17 protein-coding genes, 1 other RNA gene, 1 pseudogene and 1 riboswitch are annotated in these 17,813 nt (G+C 53.5%); of the genes and pseudogenes, 9 read left to right on the forward strand and 10 right to left on the reverse strand.

Going from position 1 to position 17,813, the window contains the following annotated elements:
- Positions 1-20: 20 nt before the first annotated feature.
- Positions 21-911 carry a phosphoribosylaminoimidazolesuccinocarboxamide synthase gene (locus BLS94_RS08805; protein ID WP_090959823.1) on the forward strand — a complete coding sequence of 297 codons (891 nt, stop codon included), beginning with the start codon at positions 21-23 and terminating at the stop codon, positions 909-911.
- Positions 912-965: 54 nt separating this feature from the next.
- Here BLS94_RS08805 and BLS94_RS08810 read toward each other — a convergent pair whose 3' ends face one another.
- From BLS94_RS08810 to BLS94_RS08825, 4 genes are all read right to left on the reverse strand, one after another.
- Positions 966-1,763, reverse strand: a complete 798-nt coding sequence (locus BLS94_RS08810; RefSeq protein WP_090959838.1) for a sulfite exporter TauE/SafE family protein — start codon at positions 1,761-1,763, stop codon at positions 966-968.
- 81 nt (positions 1,764-1,844) lie between these two features.
- Positions 1,845-2,300 carry an EVE domain-containing protein gene (locus BLS94_RS08815; RefSeq protein WP_072766475.1) on the reverse strand — a complete coding sequence of 152 codons (456 nt, stop codon included), beginning with the start codon at positions 2,298-2,300 and terminating at the stop codon, positions 1,845-1,847.
- Between the two features lie 296 nt (positions 2,301-2,596).
- Positions 2,597-3,913 (reverse strand): sugar-transfer associated ATP-grasp domain-containing protein, encoded by a 1,317-nt coding sequence (locus BLS94_RS08820; protein WP_090959848.1) that lies wholly within the window; start codon positions 3,911-3,913, stop codon positions 2,597-2,599.
- Between the two features lie 254 nt (positions 3,914-4,167).
- Positions 4,168-5,115: a Kdo hydroxylase family protein gene (locus BLS94_RS08825; protein ID WP_256325354.1), complete on the reverse strand. Its 948-nt coding sequence runs from the start codon at positions 5,113-5,115 to the stop codon at positions 4,168-4,170.
- A gap of 223 nt (positions 5,116-5,338) precedes the next feature.
- Between BLS94_RS08825 and BLS94_RS08830 the strand changes: the two genes are divergently transcribed.
- The 3 genes from BLS94_RS08830 (at position 5,339) to BLS94_RS08840 (ending at position 7,177) form a co-directional block, all read left to right on the forward strand.
- Entirely contained in the window at positions 5,339-5,572 is a 234-nt protein-coding gene (locus tag BLS94_RS08830; RefSeq protein ID WP_090959851.1) for a hypothetical protein, read from the forward strand.
- 172 nt (positions 5,573-5,744) lie between these two features.
- Positions 5,745-6,865 (forward strand): IS3 family transposase gene (locus BLS94_RS08835; RefSeq protein WP_090959854.1). Its coding sequence is split into 2 segments (ribosomal slippage): positions 5,745-6,003 and positions 6,003-6,865, totalling 1,122 coding nucleotides; the frame shifts between segments, so codons are not numbered across the junction.
- Positions 6,866-6,904: 39 nt separating this feature from the next.
- The gene (locus BLS94_RS08840; protein WP_090959857.1) at positions 6,905-7,177 is read left to right on the forward strand and encodes a hypothetical protein; all 273 of its coding nucleotides are present in this window, start codon (positions 6,905-6,907) and stop codon (positions 7,175-7,177) included.
- A 259-nt stretch (positions 7,178-7,436) separates the two neighbouring features.
- Here BLS94_RS08840 and BLS94_RS08845 read toward each other — a convergent pair whose 3' ends face one another.
- The gene (locus BLS94_RS08845) at positions 7,437-7,877 is read right to left on the reverse strand and encodes a pyrimidine dimer DNA glycosylase/endonuclease V (RefSeq protein ID WP_090959860.1); all 441 of its coding nucleotides are present in this window, start codon (positions 7,875-7,877) and stop codon (positions 7,437-7,439) included.
- 266 nt (positions 7,878-8,143) lie between these two features.
- On the opposite strand from BLS94_RS08845, the gene BLS94_RS08850 reads away from it, so the two are divergent.
- Positions 8,144-9,115, forward strand: a complete 972-nt coding sequence (locus tag BLS94_RS08850; RefSeq protein ID WP_143021671.1) for a GDSL-type esterase/lipase family protein — start codon at positions 8,144-8,146, stop codon at positions 9,113-9,115.
- 108 nt (positions 9,116-9,223) lie between these two features.
- Positions 9,224-10,546, forward strand: coding sequence for a CapA family protein (locus BLS94_RS08855; protein WP_256325355.1), 1,323 nt, complete (start codon positions 9,224-9,226; stop codon positions 10,544-10,546).
- Between the two features lie 175 nt (positions 10,547-10,721).
- On the opposite strand, the gene BLS94_RS08860 is transcribed toward BLS94_RS08855, so the two are convergent.
- Positions 10,722-12,203 carry an amidohydrolase family protein gene (locus BLS94_RS08860; protein ID WP_090959893.1) on the reverse strand — a complete coding sequence of 494 codons (1,482 nt, stop codon included), beginning with the start codon at positions 12,201-12,203 and terminating at the stop codon, positions 10,722-10,724.
- Positions 12,204-12,765: 562 nt separating this feature from the next.
- Here BLS94_RS08860 and BLS94_RS08870 point away from each other — a divergent pair.
- On the forward strand, positions 12,766-13,230 hold the full coding sequence (locus BLS94_RS08870; RefSeq protein WP_090959870.1) for a cupredoxin domain-containing protein: 465 nt from the start codon (positions 12,766-12,768) through the stop codon (positions 13,228-13,230).
- Between the two features lie 90 nt (positions 13,231-13,320).
- Here the strand turns inward: BLS94_RS08870 and BLS94_RS15255 are convergent, their stop codons facing one another.
- Entirely contained in the window at positions 13,321-13,650 is a 330-nt protein-coding gene (locus tag BLS94_RS15255) for a hypothetical protein (RefSeq protein ID WP_256325356.1), read from the reverse strand.
- Between the two features lie 81 nt (positions 13,651-13,731).
- On the opposite strand from BLS94_RS15255, the pseudogene BLS94_RS15450 reads away from it, so the two are divergent.
- Positions 13,732-13,995 (forward strand): annotated as a pseudogene (locus tag BLS94_RS15450) (hypothetical protein); the annotation flags it as partial.
- Between the two features lie 701 nt (positions 13,996-14,696).
- Here BLS94_RS15450 and ssrS read toward each other — a convergent pair.
- The 3 genes from ssrS to BLS94_RS08890 all read right to left on the reverse strand — a co-directional run bounded on the left by ssrS (position 14,697) and on the right by BLS94_RS08890 (position 15,472).
- Positions 14,697-14,876, reverse strand: a non-coding RNA gene (gene ssrS, locus BLS94_RS08880) — 6S RNA.
- Between the two features lie 90 nt (positions 14,877-14,966).
- A complete protein-coding gene (locus tag BLS94_RS08885) occupies positions 14,967-15,275 on the reverse strand; it encodes a cell division protein ZapA (protein ID WP_072766466.1) in 309 nt (102 codons plus the stop codon).
- A complete protein-coding gene (locus BLS94_RS08890) occupies positions 15,272-15,472 on the reverse strand; it encodes a hypothetical protein (protein WP_025040361.1) in 201 nt (66 codons plus the stop codon). The genes BLS94_RS08885 and BLS94_RS08890 overlap by 4 nt, the downstream gene beginning before the upstream one ends.
- Before the next feature lie 189 nt (positions 15,473-15,661).
- A riboswitch (cobalamin riboswitch) is annotated at positions 15,662-16,009 on the forward strand.
- Between the two features lie 164 nt (positions 16,010-16,173).
- On the opposite strand from BLS94_RS08890, the gene BLS94_RS08895 reads away from it, so the two are divergent.
- Positions 16,174-17,736 carry a TonB-dependent receptor gene (locus BLS94_RS08895; protein ID WP_176767839.1) on the forward strand — a complete coding sequence of 521 codons (1,563 nt, stop codon included), beginning with the start codon at positions 16,174-16,176 and terminating at the stop codon, positions 17,734-17,736.
- Positions 17,737-17,813 lie beyond the last annotated feature (77 nt).

Consider the following 17,813-nt stretch of genomic DNA (forward strand, 5'->3'; position numbering starts at 1 on the left):
GTTTGTAAAAGATAAACATCATGCCCGATCAATACACGTTGTTTGAATCCAGCATCCGAAGCTTGCCTCTGTTGCATCGCGGAAAGGTGCGCGACATCTACGCGGTAGATGGAGACAAGCTCCTGATTATCCAGACCGACCGACTTTCCGCATTCGACGTGATCCTGCCGACGCCCGTCCCGGGGAAGGGAAAGCTGCTCACCGCTCTATCCAGTTTCTGGTTTGAAAAACTGGCTCGCATTATTCCTAACCATCTGACCGGCATTGCGCCGGAAGCGGTTGTAGCTAAGGGCGAGCATGAACAGGTGTCCGGCCGTGCATTTGTGGTAAAGCGGTTGAAGCCGCTGGCAATAGAAGCCATCGTGCGAGGATACGTTGCCGGCTCAGGCTGGAAGGATTATAAAAGTACCGGCATGATCTGCGGGATCTTATTTCCTCCTGGATTACGGGAAGCCGACAGGTTGCCTGGAGGGGCGGTCTTTACGCCCTCAACCAAGGCTGAGCATGGCGCGCATGATGAAAACATCCCATTCAGTGAAGCAGAAAAACTGCTGGGCAAGGGGTTAGCGGAGCAAGTGCGAGACAAAGCCATCGCGCTGTATACAGAAGCGGCAGATTACGCGATAACAAAAGGCATCATTATCGCGGACACCAAGTTCGAATTCGGTCGGGACGACGCAGGCGAACTTTATCTGATAGACGAGGCCCTGACTCCCGATTCCTCCCGTTTCTGGCCTGCCGACCAGTATGCACCCGGAAAAAATCCCCCCAGCTACGATAAACAGTTCGTGCGTGACTGGCTCGAGACTCAGGACTGGAACAAAAAAGCCCCCGCTCCTGCGCTACCCCCCGATGTGCTCGCCAAGACAACACAAAAATATCAGGAAGCCCTGCGACGTCTGGCCGGTTAGCTATAGGGCTGAAAAAACGAGCACAGCAAGCATGCCGCCAGGGAGGTTTTGCTGTTAAAAAAGCCCTATCAGCATCTTTGTTCCCAACAGGTAAAGCAGTACGACAAAAATTGCCTTGAGCGTGCCCGTCCGAATAATGTGGGTTGCTTTTGCGCCAAGGGGCGCGGTTAGCATGCTGGCGAGCGCGACCCAGCCTACCGCCGGTAGATGGACGTAACCGAGGCTGTAATCCGGCAACGGCTGGGATTGCGTCATCCCATTCACAATATATCCAATGGTGCCAGCCATGGCGATGGGAAAGCCCACCGCCGCGGAAGTGGCGATGGCATGTTGCAGTCTGACGTTGCAGATGGAAAGAAACGGCACCGTCAGCAATCCCCCACCGATCGCGACAAAACTGGAAACCATCCCGATTATGCTGCCCGCCCCAACCATACCCCACCTTCCGGGAAGCGTGCGGCTGGGTTTGGGTCTGATTTTAAGCAGCATTTGTGTGGCGGCATAATAGATGAACACGACTACAATAATGCTGAGGACCTGGCTGGAGAGCATTCCCGCCACCGTCGCGCCACTCAATGTGCCCAGGATGATACCCGGAGTGATAAATTTCACCACTTGCCAATTCACCGCGCCATGAGCGTGATGTGCGCGCATGCTGGAAGCGGAAGTGAAGATGATCGAGGCCATGGTAGTGCCCAGGGCAAGGTGCAGGATGCGTTCAGGCGGAAAATGCTGGGCACTGAAAATGAAGCTGAGTACCGGGACCATGACTAATCCGCCACCAATACCCAGCAGTCCGGCAAAGAAGCCCACGAACATGCCCAACAGCAGATAGGCGAGCCACCACTCCACTTCAGCCTTTGCCGTAATGGGCGCTCGGCTTCGGCGCGCCGGGATAACTCCCTGGAGGGGAAATCCTCGACAAGCCCGACATTACAGAATTCCCATGATGAAATTCCACTCGGCCGGATCCACCGGTGTAATGGACAGACGGCTACCCTTTTGTAGAATACGCAGGGTGGCCAGTTCGGGATAACCCCTTAATTCCTTGATGCTAACCAGGCGCGTCTTTTTGACGAGCCGCACGTCAACGTTGAACCAGCGCGGGCTCTGCGGTGTCGCTTTCGGATCGAAATATTTACTGCCGGGATCGAATTGTGTAGCGTCCGGGTAGGCAAGTTTGCTAACCTCGGCAATGCCGGCGATTCCGGGTTGTTTGCAGCTCGAATGGTAGAAAAAAACCCCATCGCCGACGCGCATTTGATCGCGCATAAAATTGCGTGCCTGGTAGTTACGCACGCCATACCAGGTGACGGTTTGTTGGTACATTGCGCCAAGGTCGTCAATACTTACGTCGGAGGGTTCAGATTTCATTAGCCAGTAGCGCATATCAGTTCCTTGCTGTTCCTATAATGTTCCAAGATTGTTTCAAGAGAATATACTCGAATCCATCACCTTGATTGTTCGACAAGACCGGTAAAATCTCGTCCGGAATCCCACCCAAAACCATTCCCGAGGGAACAATATGGGAACCCTGCAGCATGACGTACGGACAAAGCCGATCCGAAGCGCGGCCGCTTCTCTCCGACGGGTGGTGATTTGCTTCTGCGATACGACCAAGGGAACGAAGATATGGTCATGACTCTGAATTGCAGGGAAGCTGCACATCACTCTTCGGACTCCTGCTAAACCGAATGATGCTTGGCCTCGACAGTACGCCTCAGGTTGAACGCGAGGAGTTTTCCCAGCCGTTCGTTGCCCACCGGCCCCCTGCCGATCCGCTGGAGCATGTCAAAATCCGGTGCTTTGTTAATTGCGACCATGCATGGTCCGTTGTCAAGCAGGGCGACGTCCCAGCCGATCACCACCTGGTCAGAGAACGCGGTGCCATGGGCATATCGGACCAGATCGATCAGCTCAGGCCAGCATGGAAGCTTGCGATGCAGAATCTGCGCGCCATTTTCGTAATACTGCTCATACCATCCATCCACGGTAGACCCCCAGGCTCCGCAGGTTGCCCTCCCCAGCTTGCCGGTATGAATATCCACATTGGCCGCGATTCCCCCTTTGTGAAAATTGTCGACAACGGCGGTGCTATTTTGCGCCATGCGAAAAACCGCATTGGTAACTTCGAATTCGCCTCGCTCATTACGGCAGCTCATCACCCGGATCGTTGCAAGGGTGCCATTGCCGAGGTCGGCGATCTCCCTGTGATTCACGAGCCGTGGCTGCACCAGGAAAGCTCTTCGTTGTGATGCCTGGCGCAAGCATTCAAGCACCTCGTTCGCGGTAGCATTCTTACCGTCGTTGCGTCGATATTGCCCCGAACCTAGATAATCCCAGCGTGTGGCATTTTTTCCGTTCTGACCATGCAACGGCTTCACGAAGAGATCGATCTCCGGGAGGCCCGGCCCGCTCCAATCAATTGCCGTAATCTTTCCCTTTGCGACGCTTAGAAGGGCAGGCGCAGTGGCAATATCAAATTCACGGCAACGGGACATGAAGCGTAATTTGTCTTTGATGCACGCGGTGCTGCGCTCCGCCGGAATGGGAAGGCCACCATTGTAGTCGCGCAGGAGGCGATATAGCCCGCTTTTCATCTCAAAGCGATTCACGTATTCGGAGGCGTGCTGTCGCTTATCATCGTCATGCAGTTCGAAAATATAGTACCAGGGAGGCAAAATCGCGCACCGGAGCGCGAGTCCGATCTGCTCGCGGGCTTGGCGGGTTATCCCCTTCCCAGTCCTCTTCTTTATTGTCTGCCCGTTTAGCGCGGTAAAGACTGTTGCCAGTACAGCGATCACCAATGGCACAAACGGTAGCACCGCACAGATTACGATACGTTCGCGGAGCCTGATCTCGTGCCAAATCTCGTGCTGAAAGCATCGGTGGACAAAAGTTGCTGCCGAGGTATCGTCAGGCAAGCGGGAAAACGTCCACATCGCACCGCTCAATTCGCGCGTGATCCTGTCAAAGCCCCAGCCGCTTACAATCTTCGTCATGGCTATCCAAAATTATAGCTTCAATATAGTTATTATAAATCAACGACCTGTGTATGAAGTTCTATTGCAAGCATTTGGTGCTTGAGTAAAGAGTCAAGGCTTAAGTCGAGGACTCCCACCGTTTCCCCGGTCTGCCCGAGGAGGAGCAGAGCAGTACGCAGCCGCTAAGGTAATCGTGATGGCTCTGGAACTCCGGGACCTTCTCTCGTCGGGCCGGCAGGAGCGTCTTGACGAGTCCTGCGGCCGTCGCTCGCTTAAACCAGGGCCTCGCCGGTCAGCCTCTCCAAAATGCGAAGCGATGAACGCGACGGATCGTTCATCGCATCCACGGGCAGGTAGAACGTCTGATCGAAGCTGTGCTGCCCCGACACCGCGCCGTGCAGCACCAGGTCGGTGATCGCGATCCAACTTGAGCCGGGCGGAAACTCCATGAACTTGTGCGGTGCTGTCTGCTGGTATTCCTTGTCGCTCATGCCGAGGGCGCGAAGCGCCGCAATGTACTGATCGTATTTGGTCTTGGTTCCATCGACGATGCCGAGGCGGGCCAGAATAGAAGAAATCAAACTCGGCTCTTTGAGGCGCACGGAAGGCAGGAAGCGACGCACGAAGGGTTCAAACGGTTCGCCGAGCTGCCAGATACGCGGTCGAGTGGTGGGATGGATGTTGGAGAAAATGCGCAACATGCCGCGCCCCTGGGTAGGATACCCGTAGCTCGAGTCGATGTGCAGGGCCTGGATGTTACTGCGCTGAAAAGGCCGATAGGTGACCCGTTTGCGGTCCAGCGTTCCTTGATAGCTGGGGAACAATTGGCCGATCACACTTTCGGTCCACTTGCCGTAGCGCGCCATGGCCGCCTCGAGATCAGGACGCGCCGTATCTCTGACCTTGGCGCGCATCATCTTGCCGCGCACGCGCGCGTAATGATATTTCTTGATACTGCCGCGCGCAGGATCGAAGATGATTGTGGGCCGGCCGTCCTGAACGTCGGGCTCTTGGGTCAGGATCTTCGCCGTGTCAGAGATCAGGTCCCGCTCTTGCTCGGTCAGCTCAAAACCGCTTCTGGGCAGGTAGATGACGCCTCCCCCTTCCAACGTCTCAATGGCTGTGCGTCGCATTTCCGGCGTCGATAGATCGGCTCCGGGCTCGATCGTCAGCATCTTCACGGTTTCAGCTTCGCATACGGAAACATGTTCTTCATTCACCACGGCATCCCCTCGAGGTTTAAGAGTGTAATAGCCAGCCAGCAAATTAATAATACTACTTCATCGCTGGTATCGGGTAGTATCATATTGATACCATTCTGATCCGCCCTAGGATCATGCCCGCGAGAAATGGAAATTCCGACTCCATTGGCATGCAGGATGAGGCGTTTTTTTGCCCAGTGTGCGAATTGCGCCAGCGCCGCCGTCGCTATGCAGAGTAGGGATGCGGCTCACTCCAGTCGTGCCGCTACTCATCAATTTTGCGCTTGGCATCCGCGGAAGACAAGAGTCACTGCGCATTGTGGCGCTCCTGTCGCAAGCGTCCATTGAAGCTTTTCAACAGGCGTTGCCGGTCAGCTTGACCTGGTCAGCTATTCCCAGATCGCAGGTGGTTATCGTACCGGTCATGCTGTCTTCCTTTCGACATCATCTCATGACCTTTCATACACAAGAATAGCTGATAGTTCTTACTTTGGCAGCTTCTGTCCGCTGCGCGAATTGCGCTATATTAAATGTAACCGAAAGGTATTCTAAGAAATAACGTTGCGCCATATTAAAGGTTACGACGTCCCCCCGAATTCGAGTAGTGTCTGAGTTTGGAGTCCAATCTTACGCAAAGGAGATTGGACATGAAGAAGCGATTTACCGAAGAACAGATCATTGGATTTTTACGGGAGGCTGAAGCCGGGTTGCCGGTGGCGGAGTTGTGTCGCCGGCACGGGTTTTCTGAGGCGAGCTATTATCTCTGGCGCAGCAAGTTTGGGGGAATGAACGTCTCCGATGCGAGGCGGCTAAAGGAACTGGAGGCCGAGAACACGCGGTTGAAGAAACTGCTCGCAGAGTCGATGCTGGAGTGCGAGATCACGAAGGAGGCCCTCCGAAAAAAGTGGTAAGCGCACCGTCACGTCGTGATCTGGTGCGCCATATGATCGGCCGGGGATTAAGCGAACGGCGGGCATTACGGGTAATTGGCATGAGTGCCAGTGCCTATCGCTATCGACCTGTTGCAGACCGAAACTCGGCGTTGAAAGCGCAGATCGTGGCATTGGCACAGCAGCACCGTCGTTATGGGGCAGGCATGATTTATCTGAAGCTGCGTCAAGCCGGGGTGGTGGTCAATCACAAGCGCGTCGACCGTTTGAATGCAGAGGCCGGTCTTCAGGTAAGAAGGCGTAAGCACAAGAAGATTCCGATGGCCCATCGCCAACCGCTGTGCAGGCCACAGGCCGCCAACCAGGTTTGGTCCATGGACTTCATATTTGACCGCACGGCGGAAGGCCGCAGCATCAAGAGCTTGACCGTGGTGGATGATGCAACCCATGAAGCGGTGGCCATTGTTCCAGAGCGAGCCATTGGCGGACAGCACTTGGTACGAATCCTGGACAGGCTGGCGGCCGCGCGCGGACTCCCTCAAGCAATTCGCACGGACAACGGGAAGGAGTTCTGCGGACGGGCCATGTTGACCTGGGCACACGAACGGGGTGTCAAGCTGTTCCTGATCGAACCGGGCAAGCCCAATCAGAACGCCTATATCGAGTCATTCAATGGACCTTTCCGCGAGGAATGTCTGAACGAGCATTGGTTCACCAGTTTGCAACATGCCAAAGTCATCATCCATGCATGGCAGCGGGAATACAACGAGGAACGCCCCAAGAAATCATTGGGGGGATTGACACCTTCCGCCTATGCCAAAACACTCGTCCATAAATCAGATAAACTACCCTCGGACTCTAAAGCCCGGTGCTACTGAAAACGGGGGGACGTCGGTTACAGAAAAGGAGGCCATGATATGGTAAAGAGTGCCCGGCGTGAATATCTGGAAGCGATCCGAAGACGTTATCGCCAAGCGCGCAGGAAAGACAAGAATCCCATCCTGGATGAATTCTGCGCCAATTGCGGCTATCACCGCAAATACGCCATTCGACTCTTGGGCTTGCGCTCCAGACCCCAGGGCGAAGGCCGGGCGCCGAGCCAGTTTACGCTTGAGCGGCGTTGCTCATGCCGCTCAAGCGCATCTGGTTTGCCACTGATCAGCTGTGTTCGAAGAAGCTCAAGGCTGTAATCCAGTAACGCATTTGATGTTCAGCAAGCCCTGTAAGTTACTTTAAGCCCCCTTATTATCTTAGAGGATTGAGTACGAGCTTTACGCTACCCTGCGTTATGCAGGTCGGGTATGCCGGTAATTATCACTGAAAGTATAGCAATCCAGTTCTGGCGAGCGGAAGCATCCATGACAAGAATCGTTAAGTACCCAGGATTTAACTTCGGGTGGCAGATTTAATTCTTGAATATAGAAACCGACATACTCAAGAGGCTGAGCCTCATCCAGGAGATTTAACCTTTTCCCACTCTCTGACTTGGCCCGGAATGATACGAAACAATGGATGAGACTCGGGAATAATGATGCTTCGAAACTGCCGATGAAGGTTTGGCGTTCGCCTGTGAAGTTTTTCTCTGAGGTGAGCCCACTCGTACAATAACTGTCCTTCTGTTTCCTCAATTTGCTTCACGGTTACCGGTTGCAAAATCTTGCTTGTGTCAAAAGCATAGCCGCGCCTTTCGCCCTCCTCCGCAAGTCCGGTCAGAAATGCTCCCACTGCTGGGATCGGCTCTGGATGTGAACTAAATCGGATAAGCTGAGGATGCTGCCTGTAGCCGCGAGTTACCCCGCCTAATACCGCTTGGGCGAGTAACGCCTCTCTCCATGCTGCGACGAGGCCTTTGGCGTCTAGAAAACGCGGATGAACAGTCCAGAGACGCATAGTAAGCTTCTGCGCCACTCCTATCGATATGGCCGAAGATTAAAGTATACGCTCCTAGCAGCCTGTCGGGCTTGAAGAATCGAAGCCGATTTCCTTTAAGTACGACAGGTTGCGAGCATCGGCCGTAAAGAATCTTGAGAAATGCAAAACATAGGATAGGCAAATGTGAGTACCGCAAATTTTTCGCCTTTCCCATCAATAACGGCAATAATTATTATCATATGCGCTATATTGAATTCAGCTATCTTGAACTGAGGAGGAAAGCCATGCTACCGAGCGCAACGAGTTCCCCTCTGGACGCTGCCATTAAAGTGGGCGAAGACCTTGCGCTAAAAGTGCTCGAGTATCGTCTGGGCGCCATAAAAACGCGCGCCGTTGCACTGGAAGAGTTCGAAAAAGATTTGCCTATAGACTCTTTAACTGAGATGAAAGCCATGCCTGAATCCGATTTCATAAGGAACTTCAGGGATGCGAGATCAAGAGGTACTCTTATGGCAGAGGGTGATTCCTGGTTTGATTACCCCTGGAAAGATGTTTTGAGTTGCCTCGAAGATGAGCATGGCTACGATGTCGAGTCGGTGGCGCACAAGGGGGATCATGTTGAACATATGGCCTATGATGGTGGCCAGTTGGTGCAATTTTTACGGCGCCTGGAGAGGCTGCTGTTAAGGCAGAATAAAATCCCGAAGGCAGTTCTTTTGTCGGGCGGCGGTAACGATTTCGCGGGCAGGGAGTTTGGGATGATATTGAATCACAAGTTATCACCCCTGAGCGGATTGAACAGCCAAGTGGTGGACGGTGTCATTGAACGAATCTTCACTGCTTTTGGAACGATATTGAGTGAAGTGACTACACTTTGTAACAGAACCATCGGTAGAAACGTTCCGATTTTGATTCACGGTTATGACTATCCTGTTCCAGATGGCAGAGGATTCCTGGGGGGATGGGGTCCTTTTCCTGGCCCCTGGCTAGAACCCGGGTTTCGCGAAAAAGGTTTCGATGATCTTTCTGAAAGGATGAGCCTGGCCAGGGTACTGGTTGATGAAATCAACGACATGCTTCAAAGCATAGTAGGTCATCCGGAATTCTCGCATGTAATATACATCAACCTTCGCGGTACATTACGTGACGATTTGTCAGTCTATCAGGAAGACTGGGCCAACGAGCTGCATCCATCATCTGCTGGATTTACTCTGGTTTCGAATCGTTTCGCGGAAGAAATTAATCTCCTGCCGTGATCAACCATACCACTAGAGGCAATAATCAGGCACACCTTCAGCCGTACTTTTTCACGGCTTCCAGCCCGACAATATGCAGAGATGAAGGCTGGTCGAGCGCGGTTCTCGATGAAGAGTCCTGAAAATTCCGGACCTGTAAACCAGCAACTGGAGCGGCGCCAGTTTATCGGCTATGCGCTTGCTGCGGGAATTACCATTGCAATTCGGCCTATGTGTGTGCAAGCGCTTGCAATCGATACCGGCAACAACGCCGCCGAAGCCGAAAGCTCATCCAAGGATAGTGAACAACACACTGGCCGGCGGCATCTACAGTCCCTTCACCCGATTACCTTGTTTCTCTGCGGCGATGTCATGACGGGAAGGGGTATCGACCAGGTATTGCCACATCCCGGCAACCCCATCCTCTTCGAGGGCTATATGAAAAGCGCTAGGGGATATGTGGAGCTTGCCGAAGAGACAAATGGTCCGATTCCGAAGCCGGTCGATTTTCCCTATATCTGGGGCGATGCGCTTGCCGAGCTGGACCGCAGAAAGCCCGACTTGCGCATTATTAATCTGGAAACCGCGATCACCCGCAGTGATGACGTGGAACACAAGGCGGTCAATTACCGCATGAGTCCACACAATATTCCTTGCATTACCGCAGCGAATATCGATTGTTGCGCTCTCGCGAACAATCATGTTCTGGATTGGGGATACTCGGGACTTGCAGAAACGCTGAAAACGTTAAAGGATGCGCATATAAAAATTGCAGGAGCCGGCCGCGATATCCGGGAGGCGCAAGGTCCTGCAGTGATGACCATTCCCGAAAAGGGGAGGGTGCTGGTCTTCTCATTTGGGTCGGAAACCAGCGGCATCCCCTGGAGCTGGGCTGCTGCGCCGGACAAACCAGGAGTGAACTTATTGCCTGATTTTTCCGCCGCAACGGTTCGAGGCATTCGCGACAGTATCGGAAAAGTCAGATTGACGCGTGACATCGTGATTGCGTCGATTCACTGGGGCAGTAATTGGGGCTATCAGCTCCCACCCGGTCAACAGGAATTTGCTCATCAACTAATCGATGAAGCAGATGTTGATATCGTCCATGGCCACTCTTCGCACCATGTGAAAGGGATCGAGGTTTATAAAGGAAAACTGATTCTTTACGGCTGCGGCGACTTCGTGAACGACTATGAAGGCATTTCCGGGCACGAGATTTACCGCGGTGATCTCACCCTGATGTATTTTGTCTGTACGAACCCCTCGACCGGAAAGTTGATCAGCTTATCCATGACGCCCATGCAGGTCAAACGCTTCAGGTTAAATCATGCGGCTGAGAAGGATGTCCTGTGGCTAAGGGATGTCCTGAACAGGGAAGGCAAAAAATTCGGGACTTCGGTTGATCTCCAGGCAGGTAATACGTTGGCGTTGGGATGGGCATCGGCACCTTAGCAACCTGTCGGACTTAAAGGAAATCGGCTGCAAAAGCGTCTGTCTGGCTCATATTTCGCTGCTTTTTCAATCACTAGAATAACTATTGACCTTCAAATCCTCAAAATCTGCCATCAGCCGGTCACTTTTTCGCTTCGATTCTTCAAGTCCGACAGGCTGCCAGCAGAAACCGCGCTCAAGGTTGTCCAGCTCCCGGTAGATTGAGGAATTCGCGCCGGGTCTTCGGCCCGTAGGTCAAGAAATGGGGCTCGGGATGTTCCATATAAGCCAACCGCTCGCGGGCGATACGGTCGCGTTGGGTATATTTCTTCACCTCCTCCGGGCTGATCGAGTAAACCTTTGCAGCGTTTAGTCCAAAAATCCTGGCTCGTAGTTGTGGAGTTATTTCAGGATAGCCATACCTGGCGCGCAATTCGGGCGCGATCTGGAACGCGCGGAACGCCTGAATCTGATCCTGCGGGGAGCCATACCAGATGGAATCCGTGCCCCAGAGAACGTTATTCTCGCCACAGTACTTCAAAAGTTTGCCCAGCGCATGCGCCGCACCTTCCGGGTCGCGCATCAGGTAGCGCCAAGTGCTGCCAAGCTCCGCATAAACGTTGCTATTCGGCGATACTCCGTTCTCGATGAGCGAGCGGATCAGCGTATCGATACCGTCATAAGCGCCCCTGCCCTCGAAGGCGCGTTCAGGAACGGTAGTTACGAAGCCCGAGTGATAGACCAGGAAGGCAACGTCGGGGAAGCGCTTTGCGACGACGCCGATATCACTGCATTGGCTGTGCTCGTAGGATCGTTTGCCGAAGGGCAAGCCCTTGTGTACGCAGATGACCTTGACGCCGAGTTTGCGTGCTTTTTCGATGAAACGCGTACCGATGTCGTCCGACAAAAAATAGCCTTTGCCACCCGGGCCGAACTGGGTGTAGGTCTTCCAGGCAGACACGCTCCAGCGTTCTTTCAACTCGTCCATCGCGTCAAGGTCATGTTCCTGGTTGGGGTTGACGCGTCCATGGATCAGCAAGCGGTGCATCCCTTCCATCCGATCGACAATCCTGCGCACCGCGTCGGCCTCCTGGATTGTAAGCGGTTCGGCGTCAGGTTTCGATGGTACAAAGGAGAGCACCATCATATCGGTATCGGAATCGAGGAACACGTCCTTGATGAACTCATCCGGACCCAAACAACGCAGGTAGCTGTGCGAGCCAGGCTCCGACGCGAGTGCGCAGCCCGTTTTGGGCATCTGGCTCAGGGGTTTTTCTCCGGGCGCGAGCTTCTGCAACCAGGCGCCGTTCGGGTCCACAAAGTGGCCTTGCACGTCGAAGATGAATTCGCCCTTGCCCCCGATTCGCGCCTGTGCGAGTTCGGGATCGAGCGCAGCTTCGATCGGCAGATCGAAAAAGCCGCCTGCATTGCCTGCCGCGGCGTTCGCTGCGTTGAAGGCAAGTAAAGTGGAGGCCGCGCCGCAAGCGGAGATCAGAAAATTTCTTCGAGAAACAGCCAAACGCTTTGAATTCTTATCCGCCGCTTCATGTGCGAGGCGGTTCGCGGCCTGATTCACGGGGGATAACGGCACCGGCTCAAACTCCCCGTTGGATGTCGTGTCGAGCTTGATAGGGAGTCGGGCGCCGTCCGGATCAACGAGTGGTTTAGCTGAGTTCATATTGGCAGGTCCTTTCAAAAAAAATAAATGCAAAGCGCAGGAGAGTTCGCCGCCGAGAAAGACATGTGCATTATTCAATTTCACCTTAAGTTCGCACACCTCGTCCTCCCAGATTTGATCTTGAATGGGACGTTCCACTCGCAACCCAAATGCAAGCTCCACTTGGAAAATCAGGTAAGGAGACGCTGCCAGACAGGTTAATACAGGGAAATCGATTTGGCAAAGCGCGTATTTCAGATCGTTGCTTGACCCGCTGACGCGGCAGGGCTTGCGCAAGCGGGATCAAGCAGGTCAAAGCGAAATGTGCGCCTCCTTTCTCGCAATGTTGCCGGCCGCTTTTACTTGCCTTTTTGGTATTTTTGACAAGCGTGATCTACACTGGGTTATCGGAAGAGCGCGTATCAAATCTCGCGCCGAGCTCAATTGCGTTTTGTCAGATCAGGCTAGCAAGGCGCCGCTCGGGTTTGTCATGTTTATAGCGCCTTCCGCAGGCAGCCCTGTTATTACAATTGAGTACTCGCTAATTCATTCCAGCATATGATCCCGAAGGGGCATGGGGGCTATGATGAACTTCCGCCGACGCGACATTTTTCTGAAAATTGAATCGCTGCCGAGTTATAGCCCGCTCGCACCTGTGGCCTGCGCGCGTCACTTTGGGCGCGATTGCATGTTCAACCCAGGCCATGAATCGGGCCGCGTATCCGCGCAGGAAATCCTGGCCAGTACCGCCGATGGCCTGGTCTACCGCGAATATATCGACGCGCACTATACGATTCCGAACAAGGCGAAGCTCATCAAGGCGGATGTCAACGAACCGCCGTGGGATCGCAGGATTCCGGGCTGCCTGCTCTATGCAAAACCATGGGAGCGGCTGTATATCCATGTCTGGAACGCGGATACAAGCGACTGTCACAGTTTTCATATTCACGGGCTACGTTACGGAATCGAATCGGATGGGGCCTGGCCACTGGGTGTCGCGGGGCGCGATGGAGGGCGCAGCGATGAAATTCTTCCTGGTCAGAAGTGAACTTACGTTTACGACGTTACGCCTGACATGGTGGGCGCCTGGGGGTTTCATGACCACGCGCACGACGTTGCGCGAAACATTAATCTGGGCTTATTCGGCGGTTTGATCGTCCGAAACCCGGCCGCGCCTTGTGCAGATCATGAGGTTCCGGTTTTTATTCATCAATTTGCCGGAAGCTCGGGCGTTGCGTTTCAAAGCAAGCCTCTTGCTGATGGCGATTCGTTCAATTTCGTTTTTGCCGATGCGAAGATTGTTCACTATTACTGCGCGATCCACGGTCCCACGATGAATGGAACAGTCCAGGTCACGGCGGGCGCACCGGTCAGCGCAAACGTCAGCGTCCAGGACAACAAATTCGTCCCTTCCCTGATCCAGGTGGGCCCTGGTGGAAGCATCCACTGGCAAAATGACGACAACCATGAACACATTGTATTTTCTGCTGGAGGCGGCGCTCCAAACTTCTGCCTCAATGGCCGCGCGTTTGTCGGGAACACACCGACAGTGGCGGGGGATACTGGCGAGAAGCTACGCTGGTATATATTCAACCTGGATGTCTCCGGTATCTGGCACAACTTTCACCCCCATTCGGTTCGCTGGGCGCTGCCGCTTCCTCCTGGAGGCGCATCCGATGTACACGGAATGAGTTCTCTGGAAACATTTATCACCGATACTGAGATTCCTCCCGCCATACGGCTTCCGTACGCTCTCGAGCAGTTTCAGTGGAATCCGTCGGAAAATGCCTGTCGCGTGCGAATTCGCGGAGATTTCCTTTTCCACTGCCACGTTGAAGAACACATGATGGCCGGTCTGGCCGGCCTGGTTCGTGCTCGCCAGTACATCTGGATTTCCGACGAATTGAGCAAGTCGATCGAGGTGGAATTGCCCTTTGACGATGGAATGAATGAGTGTCCATCGGTCGATATTCTGCGCTGCCTGCATGACCACGATGCAGCGCCCACATCCGGCCACGACCATTCGGGCGGCGCTAGGGAGCACCTGGCGCCAACCGTGGAAGCGGTAGGTATGGTCGGCATGGGTGGAATGGGTGGTATGCCCGGCATGGGCATGGGCGGAATGAGCGCCATGCCTTCGCGGGATATCCTTGAAGCAGCCACGAAAGGAAGGTGGGAATTGCTGCCCTGTCCCGCGCCGATACTCGCTATTCATGGTGCGGTGTCGCATACCGGTAAAGTTTTGTTGTTTGCTGGCTCGGGCAATGATGAACTTTTCACCACCGGTTTGCGCAGTGCGGTGTGGGATTATGAAAACGGAGAGTTTATTTCTCCTTTTACTCCTGTGGACTTCTTCTGCGCAGGCCAGGCATTTCTGCCTGATGGCCGGTTGCTTGTCGCGGGCGGCACAACGGAGTATGACAGGGATGGCCGCCCCTTCGTTGGGCTCGAAACCAGCTATCTGTTTGATCCGCTCTCCGAATCTTGGATCCGCAGCCAGGATTGTTTCCTGATAAGGTCCCCGCAGATGCCGTCAACCCATTTATCTTGAACCTTAGGGTCCAAGGCGGTCACTAGCCGGATGCATCAGGCGCTTCCTTAGAGGACTCGCACAACAGCATCACGATGGTTTGCAACCAGTTCTTAAAAAGTTGGTTCAAAGAATATAGGGCTAAACAAACACCGCAGGGAACAACTTTTATCCATTACTGCCTGCATTTAATATCTGACTCAGCCGGCCGAAATGAAGAATTTGTTCGGGCTGGCTTGAATTTGTAATCCGGGTTAAAACAACTTGTCCTGTTCCGGCATCACCGCATCAAGCGCTGCCTGCATGTGATCGATTCTACGCTTAAATTCTTCCATGTCAAAGCCTCCTCTGTTCCTCGTCGTGAGCAATTCATGAGTAATGTTCAGCGCCGCCATGATAGCGACGCGCTCTGACCCGACCACTTTGCCGCTATCCCTGATTTCACGCATCTTTTTGTCGAGATAGGCCACCGCTTGGAGTAGTTCCTCGCGCTCTTCGTCGGGGCAGGTAACGCGGAATTCCCGCCCCATGATGGTTACATCCAAAGCTTTGCCGGTCTTCATTCTTCGCTTTCCGGAATCTGCATCAGGATAGCCTCGAGACGAGTGGTTGCGACACCTATTTTTTCGGCCAAACGCTTATTTTCACTGATGGCGCCAGCCAGGTCCTGGCGGAGTTGGATATTTTCCAACCGCAATTGATGACATAAATGCACGAATTGATCAATTTTCTCTTCGAGGGATTTCAGTTCCGATTCCATCAAGTCACTATAGTTTGGAAATCCCTGTTGAGTCAACTCCCTGTTGAGTCAACTGCTAACGTGATTTTCTAAATGTAGTTTCAAGCAATCCACAGCAGTCAGTCATGATCCATCGGCCAGTTCGCAGCGATAAATTTGATAGTGAAAGCAGAACCATCAGTTTACGCCCCAAACTGATGGTTCTGGTAGAATGCCGGCCACGTTTGAGGTGCTCTGGCCGCTTTGCGCGGTCGAGTTAAACGGGAACCAGGTTAAGCAACCTCTGAATATAAATCCTGCGACAGGATTTATTCAGCGGTTTCTTGAATGCCTGGGCTGCCCCCGCAACGGTAAGCAGGTGTGGGCGTATCGAATAAGGAATTCTGAACAGGAAGTATTCCGTAAAACGCTGGGTTGGCAATTACGTTGCCAACCCAACTGCCAGACGTGGAGACTTTTTCAGAGAACTCTGATGCCACTGTGAATGCTCCAATTCATGGGAAGGTGATACGTCAAATCCTGCGAGCCCGGATACCGGCCTTGAACGCAAATGGAAATATCGCGTGGGGCGGTATCCTGATCGATATCTGTTCGCTCAAAAGCCTCTGCGGTATTTCCTTGTTCTCGATACATGGTGGATACGACTCCTCCAATTACAAGCTGATACCATGGGTCTATTCCACAAACTACTTTTTCCATTTTTTGTCATGTCTGCGTCTTCAATGGCGATCGCTGAATCCAGCGATCCGGCGAAACTCCCGCTTGAAGAGATCGTCGTTACCGCCACCCGCTTTAATCAGCGTGTCGAGAAGTTGCCGATAGGCGTTTCTGTGATCCACGCCGAGCAGATCAAAAATAGTGCTGCTTCGACTTTGCCGGAGTTGCTGCAACAACTGGCTGGCATCCATACCCGTAATGTCGATGGCAGCCCGGACCCCCAGATCGACATGCGCGGATTCGGCATTACGGGTAATCAGAACACGCTGGTTTTGCTCGATGGCCAGCGGATGAATGAAAACGAACTGGTGGGTATCCGCTGGTCGACCGTTCCGCTTGATTCAATTGAGCGCATCGAAGTGCTCCGAAGCAGCGGCGCCGTGACCTATGGGGCTGGCGCCACGGGTGGCGTAATCAATATCGTCACACGCGCTGCCGCGCCTGGTCGTGTGTCGGGTACCGGAGGCGTTTCAATTGGCAGCTATAGTGCAACGGAATTCAATGGGACGCTAAACGCTGCAGGCAAGAACCTTGGGTTGGCGCTCACCGGTAACGCGCTGCAAACGGATAACTATCGCGTCAACAACGCATTGCGTCAACTGAACCTGCAAGGAGATCTACGCTATAAGTTTACCGGTGGGCGGGCATTGTTGAAGTTCGGCCTGGATGACCAAAGATTGGAATTACCGGGGACTCGCACCGAATCGCAGTTGCGAACAGACCGGAAAGGGACCGCGACGCCGCGCGATTTCAGCACGCGCGAGGGCGCATACGTGACGCTCCGGGGAGAACGCACTACTGGATTTGGCGAGTTTGCCGCGGATCTTTCCTTTCGCGATGTCCGTCGCACGGCATTGTTTGATGATTACAGTATCGATGGCTTCAACTCCAAAACGTTCGTCAATTCACAATCCGACGTGTGGCTGTTCAATCCGAGGGCGAAACTGCCGTTTCAGGCTTTAGGAATGGATCACGAACTGATACTGGGCGCGAATCTGGAATGGTGGGACTATCGTGCCGAACGCCTTACCGGATCGGAAACCGTGCCGGGCTCAGCATCCGCCACCACACTACAGACCGATGTCGTGGCGACTCAGCAGAATCGCGCAGTTTACCTGCAACACACCTCTACTCTACCCAAAGGTACGACCATTACGCTGGGAGGGCGGCTGCAATGGGTGGACAATAAGGCCAATGATCGTTTCAATCCCTCAGCGCATGCCCGTGGTCAGCAGAGCCGCACCGTCCATGCCTATGACGTCGGCGTGCGTCAGCCACTGGGATCTGCATTTTCGTTCTACGGCAAGTTTGGCCGCAGTTTCCGTATACCCACGGTAGATGAAAACTTCAATCAGTTCGGTGGGCCGGCATTCGATTCCATAATCAAGATACTTGAGCCTCAAACCGCTCATACCGGAGAAATCGGGCTGGATTATCAGCAAGGACCAGTACGTGCCCGTACCTCACTTTACCGGATCAACCTCAACAATGAGATTAACTTCATCAACATAGACCCGTTTCGGTTTTTTGCCAATACGAACCTCCCCCCTCGAATTGCGCCGAATTAAATGTAACCGAAAGGTATTCTGAGAAATAACGTTGCGCCATATTGAAGGTTACCGAAAAGGAGACCTTGATATGGTAA

This window comes from Nitrosospira sp. Nsp18 (genome assembly GCF_900103145.1).
Classification (GTDB): domain Bacteria; phylum Pseudomonadota; class Gammaproteobacteria; order Burkholderiales; family Nitrosomonadaceae; genus Nitrosospira.

Coding starts and splice junctions, on each gene's coding strand:
- BLS94_RS08855 (WP_256325355.1), top strand. CDS start 9,224: ATGAAGAGTCCTGAAAATTCCGGACCTGTAAACCAGCAACTGGAGCGG.
- BLS94_RS08870 (WP_090959870.1), top strand. CDS start 12,766: ATGATGAACTTCCGCCGACGCGACATTTTTCTGAAAATTGAATCGCTG.
- BLS94_RS08805 (WP_090959823.1), top strand. CDS start 21: ATGCCCGATCAATACACGTTGTTTGAATCCAGCATCCGAAGCTTGCCT.
- BLS94_RS08820 (WP_090959848.1), bottom strand. CDS start 3,913: ATGACGAAGATTGTAAGCGGCTGGGGCTTTGACAGGATCACGCGCGAA.
- BLS94_RS08845 (WP_090959860.1), bottom strand. CDS start 7,877: ATGCGTCTCTGGACTGTTCATCCGCGTTTTCTAGACGCCAAAGGCCTC.
- BLS94_RS08840 (WP_090959857.1), top strand. CDS start 6,905: ATGGTAAAGAGTGCCCGGCGTGAATATCTGGAAGCGATCCGAAGACGT.
- BLS94_RS08830 (WP_090959851.1), top strand. CDS start 5,339: ATGCGGCTCACTCCAGTCGTGCCGCTACTCATCAATTTTGCGCTTGGC.
- BLS94_RS08890 (WP_025040361.1), bottom strand. CDS start 15,472: ATGGAATCGGAACTGAAATCCCTCGAAGAGAAAATTGATCAATTCGTG.
- BLS94_RS08815 (WP_072766475.1), bottom strand. CDS start 2,300: ATGCGCTACTGGCTAATGAAATCTGAACCCTCCGACGTAAGTATTGAC.
- BLS94_RS08895 (WP_176767839.1), top strand. CDS start 16,174: ATGGCGATCGCTGAATCCAGCGATCCGGCGAAACTCCCGCTTGAAGAG.
- BLS94_RS08860 (WP_090959893.1), bottom strand. CDS start 12,203: ATGAACTCAGCTAAACCACTCGTTGATCCGGACGGCGCCCGACTCCCT.
- BLS94_RS08850 (WP_143021671.1), top strand. CDS start 8,144: ATGCTACCGAGCGCAACGAGTTCCCCTCTGGACGCTGCCATTAAAGTG.
- BLS94_RS08885 (WP_072766466.1), bottom strand. CDS start 15,275: ATGAAGACCGGCAAAGCTTTGGATGTAACCATCATGGGGCGGGAATTC.
- BLS94_RS15255 (WP_256325356.1), bottom strand. CDS start 13,650: ATGGTTGTCGTCATTTTGCCAGTGGATGCTTCCACCAGGGCCCACCTG.